Raw genomic sequence first — 18,230 nt, forward strand, 5'->3', positions numbered from 1 at the left:
AAAAACCTCTGAAATCGGAGTGGTTCAGGAAATGCAGCGCAGTTTACTGGCAGTTTGACCACTGTGCGACGGGATGTATCCGAAACTCGCCCGATGTTTTTTAACGTTATTGGCCGGGCGACAGGCGCAAGGCATCGCCGAGCAAGCCGATGACACTCGGCAAATCCCGCTCGCCATGGTTCAGCGCGCTCAAACGCAGATGATCCGCATGCAAGCCCTGCAGACTGAACAGCTCGCCCGGCGCCACGATGATCTGTTGCTTGAGCAGGCGATGAAACACGCTTGCCATGTCGACCGGGCGTAACGAACGCACCCACACCGTCGCCCCGCCCGGCGGCTCGCCAATCTGCAGGGTATCGCCCAGGCGTTCGCGCAGTGTCTGGATCAACACGGCTCGCCGCTCACCCAGCATTCGCCGCAACACGAATAAATGCTGATCAAGCCGTCCGCCATTCAACAGCCGCGCAATCGCCTTTTGGCGAATGGGCGACAAGCGAAACGCCCGCAGCAGAAAATGGCGCTGCAATTCCTCGCGCCAGTGACGCGACAAGACAAAGCCGAATGGTGCTTCGGCGCCGATGAATTTCTCGAAAGTGGAAAACACCAGCAGACGATCAGGATCGAGCCAACTGCGCAAACGCTGCGAATCATTGCGCTCGTCAAGCTCGCTGTAGCAGTCGTTTTCCAGTACCCAGACGCCATGATGATTGAGCAACTGCGCCGTGGCCTGCTGACACTCGCGAGTGAAACCGTTGCCTTGGGGCATGCTCAGTACGGAAGACAGCAGGATCAAACGAACCGGCTCGTTCTTCAGCAGTGATTCGAGTGCCGACAGATCGAGCACGCCTCGGGCAAGCAATGGCCACTCGATCACGCGTACTCCGCACGACTCGAGCAGGCGCAGGATGACCCAGTCGCACGGTGATTCGACAATCACGGTGGCCTGACGCAATCCAAGCACCGAAATCAGAATCTCCAGGACGCCACGCAGATCAGCGCCGATATAAATGTCATCGGCATGCCAGAAGTGCTCTGTCGAGCTGGTATACCGCGCCGCCAGCGCAACCCGCAGTTCCAGTTCACCGCAAGGCTGCACGAATGTCTGCAACTGACGCGGGTATTGACGCAAGAGCTCACGTTCCGAGGTCAGCAACGGACTGTCCAACGGTTGCAGCGAGGCCGGTTCGTCAGCACTCAACACACACATCCCGGGACGCCTGGCGTTGACGTACAGGGTCTCCAGCAGGTCATTGCCGTTGCCGGGTGCATCCATGCTGAACTGCGCTTGCGCGTAATACCCTGACTTGGCGATCGAATAGACCCGGCCTTCCTTTTCCAGAAGCGAATAGGCGTATTGCACCGTTGAGATGGAGACATTCAGCCGGTCCGCCAGTTGTCGCAAGGAAGGCATGCGTACCGCCCCACCACCTCCGGCAGCATCAATCAGCGTTGTCAGATATCGATAAACTGCCTGATAAACAAAGTCGTTGTCCCGCGCGCCCTTCACACCCTCATTTCCGTAGATATTGGTTCACAATCCAGGCTCTGGCTCACCGTCAGCGTTCCGTCGACCGCTCGAACGGCGCAGCCGAACGCGCCTCGTCCGAACCCGAACTCTCCGAGGAGAATTGCGCAGGTGCATCAATCTGCACAGGACCCATCGCATACAGGCGGTTCAACAGCCTGACTGGCAAACCGCTGACTTCCGTCAGCCACTTCATCACCTGCTCGGGTGCGTGCAGACCCTGCATGGCGCGGTGCAGGTCCGGCATGGCGACCAGCATGCCGGGATGACAGTTGCGCAGGAAGCGTTCGAGACCTTTGCCGTTGTCGATGAACGGCGCAAACAGCAGGCACGCCAACTGCGTTTCGGTCAATCCGAAACCATTGCTGAGGTAATCCTCGGCAAGCATCCGCAGTTGTTCTGGCCCGCCGGCGTTGTCGTAGCTGGCCAGCAAGTGCTCGCAGACGGTTTCGGCAACCTGCTTTCGCCGCATGTCGGCCAGCGTGTGCCGGACGTAATCGTCGATGCCCGCCTCATAGGCGCGCCCCTCGATGAACCGTGCGTACAAACCTCGCACATGTGCCGAGATCAGAGGATCAGCAAACACCGCTTCGCCTTGGTATAGCGCCAGATCATCAGGTTCATAACCGAGAAACTCGCCCAACAGCGGCCAGCGGTCCTCGAGCTTGCCGACCATCATGTCGTTGATGTCGATAAAACTGGTGCGCCGGCAGGCTTCGAATTCACCTTCCGGTCGCCACACGGTCCGGTCATCATCGGCACGCAGTTCCCGGTAAAAGTCATCACCGAGCTCGTCGAGCAGAGGAAAAAGCGTTTCGAATCCGGCATTGACCAGGCCTGGAGCCGGTATTGCCACTCGCTGCATCGCGCGGTTCAGGCCTTCGAGGAAATGCTGCTGACTGCCTTTGGTTTCGGTGCTGATCATGGCATCGACGCCGTTGTTCCAGCGCGCGATCTGGCTGTAGTACTCGGCCGTCGCCAGGTAGGCGTCATCCCATAATTCAGGCGTTTCCAGCCAGGTGCGACAGTGCCCCACCAGCAGCAGATTGACCCGGCTGGCCTCGCGCCCTTCATTGCTGACAGGCGTGCGATGGTCGAACGGCAGGACCTCGCGGTTATCCACCATCAGCACCTCGACCCGCGGATCGTCATAAAGGAATAGCGCGCTGTAGCTGCGATGCAGGTTTTGCAGGGCGAGCGGGCTGTCGCCATTCCAGCGCAGGGAAGCCACGCGCAGCTGAAAGGTCGCCGGAGCACGGCCGGCAATGGTCAACTGAGCGGCCCGGAGCAAGGCCAGGGTATAGCAGCCGTCACGCAGGCCGGACTGAGGCACCAGCACCTTGAACTGCCCGATGTTTTCCATGCCGCCAGCGGCCACCACCAAGCGCTGTATCAGCAACTGCAATGCCGTGCGCTCGGCTCGGGAAAAGAAACTCAGCAAACGCTGCAATACTTGCTGATAGACATAGTTCATTGCCTGATCATGGATCGTGCTCATCGGTATTTACCCGGTATCAAAAGTTTCATGCCGCGCAGACATGACAGTAGGCGCGCGGCAATTGGATCAATAAGTAATAGACGCTGAAATGCTAACACTTACAAAGTTGTAGTTATTTGAAACACTTCACCTGAACAAAGCCTTCCAGATGCCAAGCTTGACGCTCAACCACCCGTATTCATTGGCCTTTCGCCACTCAACAATGTTCTGAGGAAACTTCCCACAACGTCCCACGCCAAATCATTACAAGAAAAAGAGAAGCAACTTCCGAATCGCCCTACAGCAATTAAACAGAAATTGACGAAGCCAGCAGAGCCAGCCATTTGATATTGCATCGGACAAATTGAATGCACAGCCATAGCTCATTCCTTGAGATGAAAGTAATCATTCAATTATCAGTGCTTATAGTGTGATTAGAAGATACAGATGAACGGCAAAAACCAGTTCAGTTGCTGAAAAGGCCAATGCTTCGATATCGGGGAGGGTTTACTGACAGCGGAGGGTATAAACAGAAAAGAGTCCGTGGGGGCCACGGACTCTGATGAGCGGATTTACGCGGTTTCCACTTGCAGGGCCACTCGCTCGCGGCATGGGCATTCGTCCATGTAGCGATGTGCTTCGACGAACTCGTTGAACGGGAATACACGAGTCTTGAGCGGCAAAAGCACGCGGTCAGCGGTCAACTGGTTGATGTCACGCAGAGCACGCTGCAGAGCGACGTGGTCCTGGACAATGCCCAGCTCCGGCTTGCCGGTGAAGTTGCCGATGCAGTGCACGAAGAACTGAATGTTCTTCTGGAACGCTGCACACGCCGGGAATGGGGTCTGGTTACCACCTTGCAGCCCGTACAGCACCAGACTGCCGCGTGGCGCCAGCACATCGCCGAGCAACGACATCTGCGGGCCGCCAAGACCATCGAACACCACATCGACGCCGCGATTGTCGGTGATCTTGTTGATACGCATCAACAGATCTTCCTCTTCGGTGACGATGACCTTCTCCGCACCGAGGGACAGCAGGTACTCCCGCTCCTCCGCCGATTTGGTCGCCGCGATCACTCGCACACCCAGCGCCTTGCCCAATTGAACAAAAGACGGGCCGGCGCAGTGGCTGGCGTCAGTCACCAGCGCAAATTGACCGGGTTTGACCCGCGCCAGATCGGCATAAGCGAAGTAGGCGATCAGCAGCGGCGTGTAATGCACGCTCGCTTCGATCGGGCTGAGCACATCGGGATAACGGGTCAGCGCGGTGCGCGGCAGGACGATCGACTCGCCGTACACCGGATAGTCGTTCGGGCTTTCCGCCGGAAAACTGGCCACTTTGTCGCCGACGGACAGGTCTTCGACATCAGCGCCCACCGCAGTGACCACGCCAGCCATTTCATGACCGAGGCCCGAAGGCAGACGTGCCTGGGACGACGCCAGATTCTGGCGCCACAGGGTGTCGTACCAACTGATGCCGATTGCCTCGACACGCACCTGCACTTCGCCAGGACCTGGCTGAGCAGCCGCATGCTCTTCGCATTTGAGCACCTCGGCCGGACCAAACTTGTGAAAACGGATCGTGCGGGACATCGCAAACCTCGTCAAAGTAACCTCTAATGCCATGAACTCTATCTGGGCTTTCGACCCAAGACCATCAGTGGCTATTAATAGTCGACATGCCTGTCATTGATTCCGCATCAAGGGCGGCATTGGCAAAATCCATGAAAAAAGGCCTGCCACCGTCGCAGTAAAGCTGAATTTTCCGGTGCAGAGTACCAGCCTTTCCCCGTAAGATTCATGCCGGCCATTGTTCTCATATGGCCGCCCTCGTCAAGTTTGATGACTCTGCCAGGACTCCAGATGAATCGTAATGACCTGCGTCGTGTCGACCTGAACCTGCTGATCGTGTTCGAAACATTGATGCACGAACGCAGTGTGACTCGGGCCGCGGAAAAATTGTTCCTCGGCCAACCGGCTATCAGTGCGGCGCTGTCGCGCCTGCGCAGCCTGTTTGACGATCCCTTGTTTGTCCGCACCGGTCGCAGCATGGAACCTTCCGCGCGCGCGGTGGAAATCTTCGCCCTGCTCTCGCCTGCCCTTGATTCGATCTCGACCGCCGTCAGTCGTGCCGCCGATTTTGATCCGGCGACCAGCACCTCGGTGTTTCGCATCGGTTTGTCCGACGACGTCGAATTCGCGCTGCTGCCCATGCTGCTCAAGCGTCTGCGCGCCGAAGCACCGGGCATTGTCCTCGTGGTACGGCGGGTCAATTACATATTGATGCCGGGCCTGCTGGCCTCGGGCGAGATTTCGATCGGCGTCAGCTACACCACCGACCTGCCGGCCAACGCCAAGCGCAAGGTCCTGCGCCGCAGCGCACCGAAGCTGCTGCGCGCCGACACCGTGCCGGGGCCGCTGAGCCTGGACGACTACTGCGCCCGACCGCACGCACTGGTGTCGTTTGCTGGTGACCTAAGTGGTTTTGTCGATGAAGAACTGGAAAAACTCGGACGCAAACGGCACGTGGTGCTCGCGGTGCCACAGTTCAACGGACTGGGCACGCTGCTTGCGGGCACCGATATCGTCGCGACCGTGCCGGATTACACGGCTGAGGCACTGACGGCAGCTGGCGGTCTGCGGGCTGAAGATCCACCGCTGCCGACGCGTACATTTGAACTGCACATGGCCTGGCGTGGGTCGCAGGATAACGACCCGGGAGAGCGGTGGTTGAGGTCGCGGATTCAGATGTTTTTTGGGGATCCGGATAGCCTGTAGCCGGACCTACTTGCCACCCGTCACATCCAGAAAAGTCCCGGTGACAAACGAAGCCTCCGCGCTGGCCAGCCACAAGATGGCCCGCGCCACCTCTTCCGGCTGACCGCCCCGGCCCATCGGGATCGACTCCTTCACGCGATCCACCCGCCCCGGCTCGCCGCCGCTGGCGTGCATATCGGTATAGATGTGCCCCGGGCGAATGCAGTTAACCCGAATTCCCTCGCGCGCGACTTCCTTGGCAAAGCCGATGGTGAAAGTTTCCAGCGCGCCTTTCGACGCTGCATAGTCGACGTATTCATTGGGACTGCCCAGGCGCGCGGAGGCAGACGAAATATTGATCACCACGCCACCCGTTCCGCCGTGGCGCAGAGACATGCGCTTCACCGCCTGCTGCGCGCACAAGATCGGCCCCAACGCATTGACTGCGAAGATGCGCTGCATGCGTTCGAAGCTGAGGCCCTCCATGCGTGACTGTTTTGCCAGAACGCCTGCGTTATTGACCAGAACGTCGATCCGTCCAAATGAGCGATCGACGGCCGAGAACAGTTCAGCAACCTGCTCGGGGTCAGCACTGTCAGCACGCACCGCGATGCCTTTGCGCCCCAACGCTTCGATATCCGCCACCACCTCAAGAGCGGCAGACTCGTTGGCGACGTAGCTGATGGCGACGTCGTAGCCTTGCGCGGCGGCGAGTCGGGCGGTGGCGGCGCCGACTCCGCGACTGCCGCCGGTGATCAGAATCAGCGGTGCTTGTGAGACTTTATCCATGCGACGTTCTCCTGAGCAGTTGGCCTATGTCAGCCGATGATGATGGCGCCGCTGGCGATGACCACGCATGCCAGCATCCTGCGGACGGTGAGCTTTTCACCGAGGAACAAATAGCCGAGCAATGCCGCGAACAGCACGCTGGTTTCGCGCAGGGCCGACACCGCGCCCAGTGGCGCTTCGTTCATCGCGTAGATAACGATTGCGTAAGCCAGTAAGGAAACCAGTCCGCCGCCCACAGCGGCGAGCATGCCGGGCCGTACGGAAAACAGACTGCGGGCGTCGCGCAGGCCGATATACACCAATGGCATCAACACACCCCACAGGGCGCTCATCCACACCGTGTACGCGAGCGGCGCACCGGAAAGCCTGGCGCCAATGCCATCGACGACGCTGTAGGCGGCGATGAAACAACCGGTGCCCAGCGCATACGGCAGGCTCGGCACCGACAGGCTGCGCCCTCGGAACGCCAACGAAATGATCCCCCCGGACACCAGACCAATGCCGAGCAGTTCGCCGGGGGTTATGGTTTCGCCGGCAAACAGCGCGGCGCCGAGGGTGATCAGCGCTGGCGACGACCCACGGGAAATCGGATAGATCTGCCCTAGATCGCCGACCCGATAGCTGCGCACCAGAAACAGGTTGTAGCCGACATGCAGCAGTGCCGAGAGCAGCGCATACCCCCAGCTCTCAGGTGCAGGCGCGGCCATGAAAAAGGTGGCGATGAGGCAGACGATGGCGATGGCCACGCACATCATCGTCATCGACCAGAGCCGATCGGCGCCACCGCGCAGCAGCGCGTTCCAGCTGGCGTGCAGGAGCGCGGCGAACAGAACGAGGAGTACGAGATGGATTGGCATGCAGCATTCTAAGCATCCCTGGCATCGGCCTTACAGTGAAGTCTCCTCATTACACCGTGAGCAATTGCTCATACTTCAGCGCTGTGCGCTCTGCACCTTCAGCGCTTCACTGAGCAACCATTGACGAAATCTGAGGATGTGCGGCTGGGCTTCGATGCCTTTGGGACAGACGAAATAATAGGCAAGCGGCGATGTGAACGGCACATCGAACAGCCTCAGCAAGCGGCCGTCACCGATTTCATTTTCGACATGCCCACTGCGCACCAACGCCACTCCCTGGCCGAGCAACGCAGCTTCCACCGTCATGTTGGTGTCGCCAAACCTGACGCCTTCGCGCAGCGGTAAAAACTCCAGCCCGACGGACTGAAACCACACCTCCCATTTCGGCGCCAACTCGGCGCCGTCGCGAATGAGTAGCGGCATCTGCAGCAACTCGGCGGGACTGCCCGGCCTGCCGACGCGCTGCAGCAGTTCGGGGCTGGCCACGGGAAACACCTGTTCGCCGAAGAGGAACTCTGAATACAGACCGGGGTAATTGCCCTTGCCCAAGCGGATTGCGACATCGGCTTCGCCATTGGCGAAGTGGATGATCTTGTCCGTGGTATCCAGCGACACCAACAGCTCCGGGTGCAGGCGCGACAGATTCGGCAAGCGTGGCAGCAGCCACTTCAACGCGAACGAATAGGTGGTGCTGACAGTCAGGCGAACCCTGTCCTTTTGCTCGCGCAGATCCTCCAGCGTTGCTTCAAGGCTGATGAAAAACTCGCGCACGATCGGCGCCAGCGTCGCCCCCGCTGTTGTAAGGCGCAACGCCTTGCCGCGCTCGAACAATTGCAAGCCCCAGAGTTCTTCAAGGTGCCGGAGCTGATGACTGACGGCGCTCTGGGTCACGTGCAACTCTTGAGCGGCAGCCGTGAACGTCGGATGTCGGGTGGCCACTTCAAAAGCACGCAGGGTCGCGGTCGGGGGCAGGTCGCGCATAAAAATGATCCGGGGACGATAAATGTCAGAGCATGAGGTTGCGCTCATGTTAGAGCGAAACTCCCTTGGTTGCCCGTTCCGCGACATTGGCGTATTGCTCCGGCAAGTGGGCGAGGTGCTGGTAACAGCGAGGTATTTAATCGCCGGATAATCCTCCGCGCGCAGCGTCGGTCGCAATCATTGCAGATCAAGCAACACAGAATTGCCTTCAGGCCGATTGTTAGCCCCCTAACGAAAGGTGCATGCTAGAGGGCTGCCTCGGCGCTTATATCATTCCGAATGATAGTTACCTTTGCTTCATTCGATTCGTGCCATCACACCCGCGCCGAGCATCATCCGCCCATCTTCAATACTTCGGCGGATTGCATCCATGGAACAATCACTCAAACATTTGCGCTTCCCGTTGGCCATGCTGGCCGTACTGGTGATGAGCGCCTGCGGCAAAACTCCGGAGACTGCCGGCGCCCCGCCCGCTGCCAAAGTCAGCGTGGCCAAGGTGCTGGAACAACCGGTCAACGAGTGGGACGAATTTACCGGGCGCCTCGAAGCGCCGGAAACCGTTGAAATCCGCCCACGGGTTTCGGGCCAGATCGATCAGGTCGCGTTCACCGAAGGCGCGCTGGTCAAGAAAGGCGACCTGCTGTTCCAGATCGATCCGCGTCCGTTCCAGGCCGAGGTACGCCGCCTCGAAGCTCTGGTTGCTCAAGCCCGCGCCACCGCCACTCGCAGCGAAAACGAAGCCGCTCGCGGTGAACGTCTGCGTACCAGCAACGCCATTTCCGCTGAACTGGCCGACTCGCGCACCAGCGCTGCCCAAGAGGCCCGCGCCGCCGTCGGTGCTCTGCAGGCACAATTGGACCTGGCCAAACTGAATCTGAGCTTCACCCGCGTGACCGCACCGATCAGCGGCCGCGTCAGCCGCGCCGAAATCACTGCCGGCAACCTGGTGACCGCCGATACCACCGCACTGACCAGCGTCGTCTCCACCGACAAGGTCTACGCCTATTTCGACGCCGACGAACGCGTGTTCCTCAAATACACCCAACTGGCCCGCAACGGCCAGCGTGGCGCCACTACGCCGGTATACATGGGCCTGTCCAACGAAGACGGCAACCCGCACCTCGGCCAGATGAACTTCGTCGACAACCAGGTCAATCCGAAAACCGGCACCATCCGTGGTCGCGCAGTCTTCGACAACGCTGACGGCACCTACACCCCGGGCTTGTACGCACGGCTGAAACTGGTCGGCAGCGGCACCTACAACGCCATGCTGATCAATGACGAAGCCGTGGGCACTGACCTGGGCAAGAAGTTCGTGCTGGTGATGGATGGCGACAACAAGACCGCCTACCGCGCCGTAGAACTCGGTCCGAAGATTGAAGGCCTGCGCATCGTCCGCAACGGTCTGAACAAGGACGACACCATCATCGTCAAGGGCTTGCAACGGGTTCGTCCTGGCTCACCGGTCACCCCTGAGGTGATTCCGATGGCCAGCGAGCAGACCCTCGCCGCCCTCGCTCAACAACGTCAAGCGCTGGAAGCCAGCAACCTGCCCAAAGTTGCCCCTTCCAAGGGTGCATCGGGTTCGGCTGCGAAGCTGGCTGCTACGACCCCACGCGGTTAAGGGACGACAACTCCGATGAATTTTTCCCAATTCTTCATTTCCCGGCCGATCTTCGCAGCGGTGCTGTCGCTGTTGATCCTGATCGCCGGTGCGATCTCGCTGTTCCAGTTGCCGATCAGCGAATACCCGGAAGTCGTGCCGCCGACCGTGGTCGTGCGCGCCAACTTCCCGGGCGCCAACCCCAAAGTCATCGGTGAAACCGTGGCCGCTCCGCTGGAGCAGGCCATCACCGGCGTCGAGAACATGCTGTACATGTCCTCGCAGTCGACCGCCGACGGCAAGATCACCCTGACCATCACCTTCGCCCTGGGCACTGACCTGGACAACGCGCAGGTGCAAGTGCAGAACCGGGTGACCCGGACCGAGCCGAAGCTTCCCGAGGAAGTAACGCGCATCGGTATCACCGTCGACAAGGCATCGCCGGACCTGACCATGGTTGTGCACTTGACCTCACCGGACAAGCGCTACGACATGCTGTACCTGTCCAACTACGCGATCCTCAACATCAAGGATGAGCTTGCTCGCCTCGGTGGTGTCGGTGACGTGCAGTTGTTCGGTATGGGCGACTACTCGCTGCGCGTCTGGCTTGACCCGAACAAGACCGCTTCACGCAATCTGACCGCCACCGATGTGGTGACCGCGATTCGCGAACAGAACCGTCAGGTCGCCGCCGGTCAACTGGGCGCGCCCCCTGCCCCGACCGCGCAAAGCTTCCAGCTGTCGGTCAACACCCAAGGCCGTCTGGTCTCCGAAGAAGAGTTCGAGAACATCGTCATTCGCGCAGGCGACGACGGTGAGATCACTCGCCTGAAGGACATCGCACGCATTGAACTGGGTTCCAGCCAATACGCCTTGCGCTCGCTGCTGAACAATCAGCCGGCTGTAGCGATTCCGATCTTCCAGCGTCCCGGTTCCAACGCCATCGACATTTCCAACGAAGTGCGCGGCAAGATGGAAGAGCTGAAGAAAGGCTTCCCGCAGGGCATGGACTACAGCATCGTGTATGACCCGACGATCTTCGTTCGTGGCTCGATCGAGGCGGTGGTGCACACCCTGTTCGAAGCGCTGATCCTCGTGGTGCTGGTGGTGATTCTGTTCCTGCAGACCTGGCGCGCCTCGATCATCCCGTTGGTGGCGGTGCCGGTATCGTTGATCGGTACGTTTGCGGTCATGCACCTGTTCGGTTTCTCGCTCAACGCCCTGTCGCTGTTTGGCCTGGTACTGGCCATCGGTATCGTGGTGGATGACGCCATCGTCGTGGTGGAAAACGTCGAACGGAACATCGAACTCGGCCTGACGCCGGTCGAAGCGACCAAGCGCGCCATGCGGGAAGTGACCGGGCCGATCGTGGCCACCGCACTGGTGCTGTGTGCGGTGTTCATTCCAGCGGCGTTCATTTCCGGCCTCACCGGGCAGTTCTACAAACAGTTCGCACTGACCATCGCTATCTCGACAGTGATCTCGGCGTTCAACTCGCTGACCCTGTCGCCAGCATTGGCCGCTGTGTTGCTGAAAAGCCACGACGCGCCGAAAGACCGCTTCTCGAAAGTGCTCGACAAGATCTTCGGCGGCTGGCTGTTCCGTCCGTTCAACCGTTTCTTCGACCGTGCCAGTCATGGCTACGTCGGCACCGTGCGCCGGGTTATCCGTAGCAGCGGCATCGCCCTGCTCGTATATGCAGGCCTGATGGTACTGACCTTCTTCGGTTTCTCCAGCACGCCGACCGGTTTCGTACCCGGCCAGGACAAGCAATACCTGGTGGCCTTCGCGCAATTGCCGGATGCCGCGAGCCTGGATCGCACCGAAGACGTGATCAAGCGTATGTCCGACCTCGCGCTGAAACAGCCGGGCGTGGAAAGCGCCGTAGCGTTCCCGGGCCTGTCGATCAACGGTTTCACCAACAGCCCGAACGCCGGCATCGTCTTCGTGACGCTGAAACCGTTCGACGAGCGTAAAGCCCCGAGCATGTCCGCCGGCGCGATTGCCGGCGCCTTGAACGGCCAGTACGCGAACATTCAGGAAGCGTACATGGCGATCTTCCCGCCACCGCCGGTACAAGGTCTGGGCACCATTGGTGGTTTCCGCCTGCAAATCGAAGACCGGGGCAACCTGGGCTACGACGAGCTGTACAAAGAAACCATGAACATCATCAACAAAAGCCACAACGTGCCGGAACTGGCCGGTCTGTTCACCAGCTACACGGTGAACGTGCCGCAGGTCGATGCCGCCATCGACCGTGAAAAAGCCAAGACCCACGGCGTGGCCGTCAGCGATATCTTCGACACCCTGCAGATCTATTTGGGTTCGCTGTATGCCAACGACTTCAACCGCTTCGGGCGCACCTATCAGGTCAACGTTCAGGCTGAACAGCAGTTCCGTCTTGAGTCCGACCAGATCGGTCAGCTGAAAGTACGCAACAACAAAGGCGAAATGATCCCGCTGGCGACCTTCATCAAGGTCAGCGACACCTCGGGACCGGATCGCGTGATGCACTACAACGGCTTCATCACCGCTGAAATCAACGGTGCCGCAGCCCCGGGCTACAGCTCTGGCCAGGCGGAAAAAGCCATCGAGAAACTACTCAAGGAAGAACTTCCGAACGGCATGACCTATGAGTGGACCGACCTGACCTACCAGCAGATTCTGTCCGGCAACACCGCGCTGTTCGTGTTCCCGCTCTGCGTACTGCTGGCGTTCCTGGTGCTCGCCGCCCAATACGAAAGCTGGAGCCTGCCACTGGCGGTGATCCTGATCGTACCGATGACGCTGCTGTCGGCCATCACCGGTGTGATCATTTCCGGCGGTGACAACAACATCTTCACCCAGATCGGCTTGATCGTACTGGTGGGACTTGCCTGTAAAAACGCGATTCTGATCGTCGAGTTCGCCAAGGATAAACAGGAAGAAGGCCTCGATCCGCTCGCTGCGGTGCTGGAAGCCTGCCGCCTGCGTCTGCGGCCGATCCTGATGACCTCCTTCGCGTTCATCATGGGTGTGGTGCCACTGGTGTTCTCCAGCGGCGCCGGTGCCGAAATGCGTCACGCCATGGGTGTCGCGGTGTTCTCCGGGATGCTCGGGGTGACCTTCTTCGGTCTGCTGCTGACGCCAGTGTTCTATGTACTGATCCGTAACTTTGTCGAACGCGGCGAGCAGCGCAAAGCAGCCAAGGCGCACACTCTTCAAAAGCCACTGGAGGCGCAACAATGAGTCTGAAAGTCTTCCTGCCGAGTCTGCTGGTGCTGGCCCTCAGCGCCTGCGCCGTCGGCCCCGACTACAAGACCCCAGCTACGGAGGCGGCCAACATCACGACCGCCACCGACGGCGCCGCCGGGCAAAAGAACTTCGACCGTTCGAAATTCGAAGGCATCTGGTGGCAGCAATTCGACGATCCGACTCTGAACCAGTTGGTGAGCCAGTCGCTGCAAGGCAACCGTGAACTGCGCGTGGCGTTCGCCCGCTGGAAAGCCGCCCGGGCGATCCGCGACGACGCCAGCAATGATGCGATGCCGACCATCACCAGCCGCGCCAGCAGCGACTTGGGCAAGGGCCAGATTCCCGGCCAGACCACCGACCGGGTCAATAGCGAGCGCTATGACCTCGGTCTGGACATGGCCTGGGAGCTCGACCTGTTCGGCCGCATCCAGCGCAATCTGGAAGCCAGTGACGCCGACCAGCAGGCGGCCGAAGCGGATCTTTACCAGTTGCAAGTCACCATGATTGCCGAACTGGTCGACGCCTACGGTCAACTGCGTGGCGCTCAGCTGCGGGAAAAGATCGCCGTGGCCAACCTCAACAACCAGCAGGAGTCGCGCAAGATCACCATCAGCCTGCGTGACGCCGGTGTCGGTGATCAGCTCGATGTCGAACGCGCCGATGCGCGTCTGGCCAACGTCGAAGCCACGGTGCCGCAGCTGCAGGCGGAACAGGTTCGGCAGAAAAACCGTATCGCCACCCTGCTCGGCGAACGCCCGGACAAACTGACCGTCGACCTGAGCCCGAAAGATCTGCCGGCCATCGCCAAGGCGCTGCCGATCGGTGATCCGGGTGAACTGCTGCAACGTCGTCCGGACATTCTCAGCGCCGAACGGCAATTGGCTTCGGCCACTGCGCGCATCGGCGTGGCCAAGGCCGACCTGTTCCCGCGGGTCAGCCTCAGCGGCTTCCTCGGCTGGACCGCCGGACGTGGCTCGCAGATCGGTTCCTCGGCAGCCAACGCCTGGGCACTCGGCCCGAGCATCACCTGGGCTGCATTTGACCTCGGCAGCGTCCGCGCCCGTTTGCGCGGTGCCGATGCTGACGCCGAAGGCGCGCTGGCCAACTACGAGCAACAGGTGCTGCTGGCGCTGGAAGAATCGGAAAATGCCTTCAGCGATTACGGCAAGCGTCAGCAACGTTTGATCTCGCTGATCCGTCAGAGCGAATCGAGTCGCAAGGCCGCTGATCTGGCGGAAATCCGCTACCGCGAAGGCACCACCGATTTCCTCGTCCTGCTCGACGCCCAGCGTGAGCGCCTGAACGCCGAAGACAGTCAGGCACAGGCCGAAGTCGAGCTGTATCGCGGCATCGTCGCGATCTACAAGGCCCTCGGCGGTGGCTGGCAACCGGAGACGGTCGCCAGCAAGTAAAGGTTGTTAAAGAGCTCCTTTGGTTGGCCGCAACCAACCAAATTTTTTGCCCCGCGTATCATTCGGTCGCGGGGTTTTTTTATGCCTGTTTGCAGCACTGGGATTTTTTGTGGGAGCGAGCCTGCTCGCGAAAGCGTCAGGTCAGACATATCAGCGGTGGCTGATACTCTGCCTTCGCGAGCAGGCTCGCTCCCACAATGGATCAGCGGTGATCCTCCAGGACGGTGACAGTGGCGGTGGTACCGGCGCGCAGGCGATTCTTGCCGGCAAAGTCACCATCAATCCCAATGCGCACCGGCACCCGTTGCGCGAGCTTCACCCAGGTGTAACTCGGGTTGATGTTTGCCAGCAATCGGCTGCCGGGCGCGTTTTCGCGGTCGGCGATGGCGAAGGCGATGCTTTCCACTGTGCCGCCGAAGCGCTCACCACTCATCAATTGAATGCGTACCCGATCACCCTCCGCGATTCGCGGCAGCTTGGTTTCTTCGAAATAGCCGCTGACGTAGAACGAATCGCTGTCGACCAACGCCAGCAGTGCCCCGCCCGCCTGTGCGTAATCACCTTGGCGGGTAAGCAGGTTGGTGACATAACCGCTGACCGGCGATTCGACGCGGGTGCGCTGCAAATCCAGTTCAGCCTGGGTCAGCGCGGCAATTGCCAGTTGCACATTGGCTTCGGCCAAGCCGAGGTTGGCCTGATTGCGCAACAGATCCGCCTGGGCAACCGCTACGTCGGTACTGGCCTTCTCCCATTCTTCACCGGAAATCGCGAAGCCCTGCTTCAGCGTCCGGCGCCGGCGCTCCTCGCTCTGACGTTGTTTGAGCAACGCTTCACTGGCGACGATTGCCGCTTGCGATTGCCCCAGCGAAGCCTTGGACACTTCCACCGAGCGTCGGGCATGCTCGACCGCCAGTTGATAGCGCGCCGGATCGATCTCCAGCAACAACTGGCCCTTGTCGACATGCTGGTTGTCCTGCACCGCCAGTTTGACGATACGCCCCGAAACATCCGCCGACAGCGTTACCACATCCGCCCTCACCCGAGCATCTCGTGTCCACGGCGCGCGGGTGTAATACTCCCAGGCAAACCAGCCGAGGACGATCGCCAGGATCACCACTGCCACGGTCATCATTCGTGCAACTAGTGCTTTCAAGACATCAGGCTCCCATCAACAGAATCAGCGTGGCGCAGACACAGGCGTACAGCGCGCCTTCGAACAGCGCTTCATGCCAGACCAGGCGCAGTACGCCCAGGCGGCGCAAGCACCAGTCCAGCAACATGAAAATCGGGATCGCCAGTAACAGAGCCTGGGCAATCGGCGGCAGATAAACCCCGCCAATTTCGAAATCAATGGGCAAGTTGCGGTTCTCCTTCCAGACCTTGAGGTTGCAAATATTCGCCGTGCCGCTCGAGGAACGACACCACAATCAGCAGCGCCACACGCATGCGAAAAACCGACCATAAATGTTCATGGCTGGCGGCGTGCAACTCGTCCAGCTCATCTCCGAGTTGGTGCAACGTCGCCAGAAGCACCGGGAGCTGCACATCCGCGCGTCCGGCGACCAGGCGACCGGTCTTGCGTAACGCCGATACCAGGCGCTGGCTGAACGCATCGGTGAGTAACGCGTTGTTCTGCGCCTGCTGCCTCATCTGATGCATGGCCACGCCCAAGGCTACGCAAGCCAGGCTGATCTCATACAAGCGTTGCATGGCGCGATCGTTTGCCGCTGGCAGCAGGCCGAGCATGCTGGTCAGGCGATCGGTCATCCGACTCTCGAAGGCGAATTGTTGTTCATCGGTGGCCGGCATTTTGCTCAGTTGGTACACCTGCTCCCGCGCTTCGCCGTACAGGCGCCGGATGCGCAAGGCCGGGCGGAACGGGAAGATCAGCGCATAAACGATCAAGGCCAGCATCGCTGCACTGACGTAGGCGCCGGCGAATTCGAACCATTGGATCGCCGTATTCTGCCCAGTGCCGGAGTTTTGCGGCCCGAGCATGAGAAAACTCGACAGCCCAAGGCCCATGCCGATACCGGCGGTGGCCGGACTGGAAATGCCCACGGCAATGGCATACAGCAGCGGCGCCAGCAGCAAGGCCAGCAGCTCGAAATCACTGATCGCGGGCACCAGCATGAATTGATAGAACGCCGACACCACCAGCGCCAGAGCCAAACCTCGCGCATAGCTTTGCGCAGCCATCAGCGGACGCGGAAACGTCGCCATCAGCGAGCAGAGAATTCCCACCAGAATCATTCCGCCGCGCGCGCCATCCCACGCCGTTTCGATCCAGATCAATCCGCTGACCAACAGCGCGGTAAAGGCGCGAATGGCGTTCATCGAGGCCAGGGTGAAATCCAGATGCAACGGACTGCTCTGGCCGCGATAGAGGCAACTGGCCGGGCGCCCTTCCTGAATGGCGTCGCTCAGTTCGAGAATCTGCTCCAGCTGCTGCAGCAGGCGCGCCTGCTCCCAACGCAGCGCCCAGGCCAGTGAACGCAGGGTCGCGCTCATGTTCTCGGTCTGCTGCTCGGCCTTGTACGCCAACGCTTCGAACTGTTGCTGCAAGGTGACGAAACGTTGCCGGTCCGCACCAGACAGCGCACGACCCTGTTGCGCCAGTTGCTCAAGCAACGTCAGTTCCTCGGCCCGCAGTTGCTGCACCTCCAGCGGCAGATCGCCCTCCCAGCGTTCGATGAGCAATTCGCGCTGATGCCGTAGCGCGGTCAGTCGCGAGGTCAGCAGCATCAGTTGATTGCCGAGCAGCAACACCAGATTGTCGGCATCGCGCAAACGTGGGGCATCGAAATACAAATGGCGCCGCAACCCCTCCAATGCGCTGATCTCGCCGAGCAGTTGCATCTGCCGACGCTGAAAATCGGCTTCGCTTTCTTCCGTGCGAAGCACTTCGGCGGCGTGGCTGGCGGCCAGTTTGATCACCTGATCGATTTTGGCGAAATAACCTTTGGCCACTGCTTCAGGCCGGGCTGTGAGCAGGCTCACCACGCACACGCAGGCAACGGCCAGCAGGGTTTCGGTGACGCGGGTGACCGCTAGCAAAAACGTGCCTTCCTGGTCCGGGATCGCCAGCAAGGCCACCACCACCGCCGTGTAGCCACTGAGCACGAACGCCTGGGAACTGGTGTAGCGCAACAAGGTGCCGCCCGCTGTGCACAGCGCCAGCCACAACGCCAATGTCGTGATGAACGGCAGCGGCGCCTGAGGAAAAATCGCCATGATCAGCACCGCCACCGCGGCACCCACGGTGGTGCCGATCACCTGGCCGAAACTGCGCGCCAGTGCCATCCCTGCCAATGGCTGACTGACAATCACAACAGCCATGATCGACCACTTCGGTTGTTCGAGATCGAAAATGAAAGCCAGATAGAGCGTCAACAGCCCGGCGGCGATGGTCCGCAGGGCAAACAGCAGAACAGCCTGACCGGGATGGATCAAAGCCTTGAAATAAGCGAACAGCGCTGGCATGGGCACACTCTTTAAAACGACTTCTGCAAGCGTAGACATTGCAGCAAAAGCCTGACGGATTTCACAGTCGACACGTGTTGTAGGACGATTCGCCGGCAACGGTTTGACTC

At 60.2% G+C, this 18,230-nt stretch carries 13 protein-coding genes; 4 read left to right on the plus strand and 9 right to left on the minus strand.

The window, feature by feature from the left end; all coding sequences use genetic code 11:
* Positions 1–106: 106 nt before the first annotated feature.
* The 3 genes from ACZ9BE_RS11985 to ACZ9BE_RS11995 form a co-directional block, all read right to left on the minus strand.
* Complete coding sequence (locus ACZ9BE_RS11985; RefSeq protein WP_236169045.1) at positions 107–1,507, minus strand: aminotransferase-like domain-containing protein; 1,401 nt, start codon at positions 1,505–1,507, stop codon at positions 107–109.
* A 49-nt stretch (positions 1,508–1,556) separates the two neighbouring features.
* Positions 1,557–3,023, minus strand: a complete 1,467-nt coding sequence (locus tag ACZ9BE_RS11990) for a hypothetical protein (protein ID WP_252867676.1) — start codon at positions 3,021–3,023, stop codon at positions 1,557–1,559.
* A 551-nt stretch (positions 3,024–3,574) separates the two neighbouring features.
* Positions 3,575–4,597, minus strand: coding sequence for a zinc-dependent alcohol dehydrogenase family protein (locus ACZ9BE_RS11995; protein ID WP_095180096.1), 1,023 nt, complete (start codon positions 4,595–4,597; stop codon positions 3,575–3,577).
* A gap of 270 nt (positions 4,598–4,867) precedes the next feature.
* On the opposite strand from ACZ9BE_RS11995, the gene ACZ9BE_RS12000 reads away from it, so the two are divergent.
* Complete coding sequence (locus tag ACZ9BE_RS12000) at positions 4,868–5,782, plus strand: LysR family transcriptional regulator (protein ID WP_016774850.1); 915 nt, start codon at positions 4,868–4,870, stop codon at positions 5,780–5,782.
* Positions 5,783–5,788: 6 nt separating this feature from the next.
* Here the strand turns inward: ACZ9BE_RS12000 and ACZ9BE_RS12005 are convergent, their stop codons facing one another.
* The 3 genes from ACZ9BE_RS12005 to gcvA form a co-directional block, all read right to left on the minus strand.
* A complete protein-coding gene (locus ACZ9BE_RS12005) occupies positions 5,789–6,550 on the minus strand; it encodes an SDR family oxidoreductase (protein WP_256809980.1) in 762 nt (253 codons plus the stop codon).
* Positions 6,551–6,579: 29 nt separating this feature from the next.
* On the minus strand, positions 6,580–7,407 hold the full coding sequence (locus ACZ9BE_RS12010) for a DMT family transporter (protein WP_041480272.1): 828 nt from the start codon (positions 7,405–7,407) through the stop codon (positions 6,580–6,582).
* A 75-nt stretch (positions 7,408–7,482) separates the two neighbouring features.
* Complete coding sequence (gene gcvA, locus ACZ9BE_RS12015; RefSeq protein WP_476249472.1) at positions 7,483–8,388, minus strand: transcriptional regulator GcvA; 906 nt, start codon at positions 8,386–8,388, stop codon at positions 7,483–7,485.
* Between the two features lie 370 nt (positions 8,389–8,758).
* Between gcvA and mexE the strand changes: the two genes are divergently transcribed.
* The 3 genes from mexE to ACZ9BE_RS12030 are packed head-to-tail and all read left to right on the plus strand — an operon-like array spanning position 8,759 to position 14,637.
* Positions 8,759–10,012, plus strand: a complete 1,254-nt coding sequence (mexE, locus tag ACZ9BE_RS12020) for a multidrug efflux RND transporter periplasmic adaptor subunit MexE (RefSeq protein WP_095180098.1) — start codon at positions 8,759–8,761, stop codon at positions 10,010–10,012.
* A 15-nt stretch (positions 10,013–10,027) separates the two neighbouring features.
* A complete protein-coding gene (locus ACZ9BE_RS12025) occupies positions 10,028–13,219 on the plus strand; it encodes an efflux RND transporter permease subunit (protein WP_095180099.1) in 3,192 nt (1,063 codons plus the stop codon).
* The gene (locus ACZ9BE_RS12030; protein WP_039761555.1) at positions 13,216–14,637 is read left to right on the plus strand and encodes an efflux transporter outer membrane subunit; all 1,422 of its coding nucleotides are present in this window, start codon (positions 13,216–13,218) and stop codon (positions 14,635–14,637) included. Before ACZ9BE_RS12025 ends, ACZ9BE_RS12030 begins: the two co-directional genes overlap by 4 nt.
* 202 nt (positions 14,638–14,839) lie before the next feature.
* Here the strand turns inward: ACZ9BE_RS12030 and ACZ9BE_RS12035 are convergent, their stop codons facing one another.
* From ACZ9BE_RS12035 to ACZ9BE_RS12045, 3 genes are read right to left on the minus strand one after another with little or no spacing between them, the layout of a single operon-like run.
* On the minus strand, positions 14,840–15,769 hold the full coding sequence (locus ACZ9BE_RS12035) for an HlyD family secretion protein (protein ID WP_370695142.1): 930 nt from the start codon (positions 15,767–15,769) through the stop codon (positions 14,840–14,842).
* A gap of 25 nt (positions 15,770–15,794) precedes the next feature.
* Positions 15,795–15,995, minus strand: coding sequence for a DUF1656 domain-containing protein (locus ACZ9BE_RS12040; RefSeq protein WP_016774855.1), 201 nt, complete (start codon positions 15,993–15,995; stop codon positions 15,795–15,797).
* Complete coding sequence (locus ACZ9BE_RS12045) at positions 15,985–18,120, minus strand: FUSC family protein (RefSeq protein ID WP_476249473.1); 2,136 nt, start codon at positions 18,118–18,120, stop codon at positions 15,985–15,987. Before ACZ9BE_RS12045 ends, ACZ9BE_RS12040 begins: the two co-directional genes overlap by 11 nt.
* Positions 18,121–18,230: the final 110 nt, after the last annotated feature.

Source organism: Pseudomonas sp. TE9122, assembly GCF_056278925.1.

Bases quoted from the DNA above. Each gene is read 5' to 3' on its own strand.
- ACZ9BE_RS12010 (WP_041480272.1), bottom strand. From the start codon at position 7,407: ATGCCAATCCATCTCGTACTCCTCGTTCTGTTCGCCGCGCTCCTGCAC.
- ACZ9BE_RS12030 (WP_039761555.1), top strand. From the start codon at position 13,216: ATGAGTCTGAAAGTCTTCCTGCCGAGTCTGCTGGTGCTGGCCCTCAGC.
- ACZ9BE_RS12045 (WP_476249473.1), bottom strand. From the start codon at position 18,120: ATGCCAGCGCTGTTCGCTTATTTCAAGGCTTTGATCCATCCCGGTCAG.
- gcvA (WP_476249472.1), bottom strand. From the start codon at position 8,388: ATGCGCGACCTGCCCCCGACCGCGACCCTGCGTGCTTTTGAAGTGGCC.
- ACZ9BE_RS12005 (WP_256809980.1), bottom strand. From the start codon at position 6,550: ATGGATAAAGTCTCACAAGCACCGCTGATTCTGATCACCGGCGGCAGT.
- ACZ9BE_RS12035 (WP_370695142.1), bottom strand. From the start codon at position 15,769: ATGATGACCGTGGCAGTGGTGATCCTGGCGATCGTCCTCGGCTGGTTT.
- mexE (WP_095180098.1), top strand. From the start codon at position 8,759: ATGGAACAATCACTCAAACATTTGCGCTTCCCGTTGGCCATGCTGGCC.
- ACZ9BE_RS12000 (WP_016774850.1), top strand. From the start codon at position 4,868: ATGAATCGTAATGACCTGCGTCGTGTCGACCTGAACCTGCTGATCGTG.
- ACZ9BE_RS11990 (WP_252867676.1), bottom strand. From the start codon at position 3,023: ATGAGCACGATCCATGATCAGGCAATGAACTATGTCTATCAGCAAGTA.
- ACZ9BE_RS12025 (WP_095180099.1), top strand. From the start codon at position 10,028: ATGAATTTTTCCCAATTCTTCATTTCCCGGCCGATCTTCGCAGCGGTG.
- ACZ9BE_RS11995 (WP_095180096.1), bottom strand. From the start codon at position 4,597: ATGTCCCGCACGATCCGTTTTCACAAGTTTGGTCCGGCCGAGGTGCTC.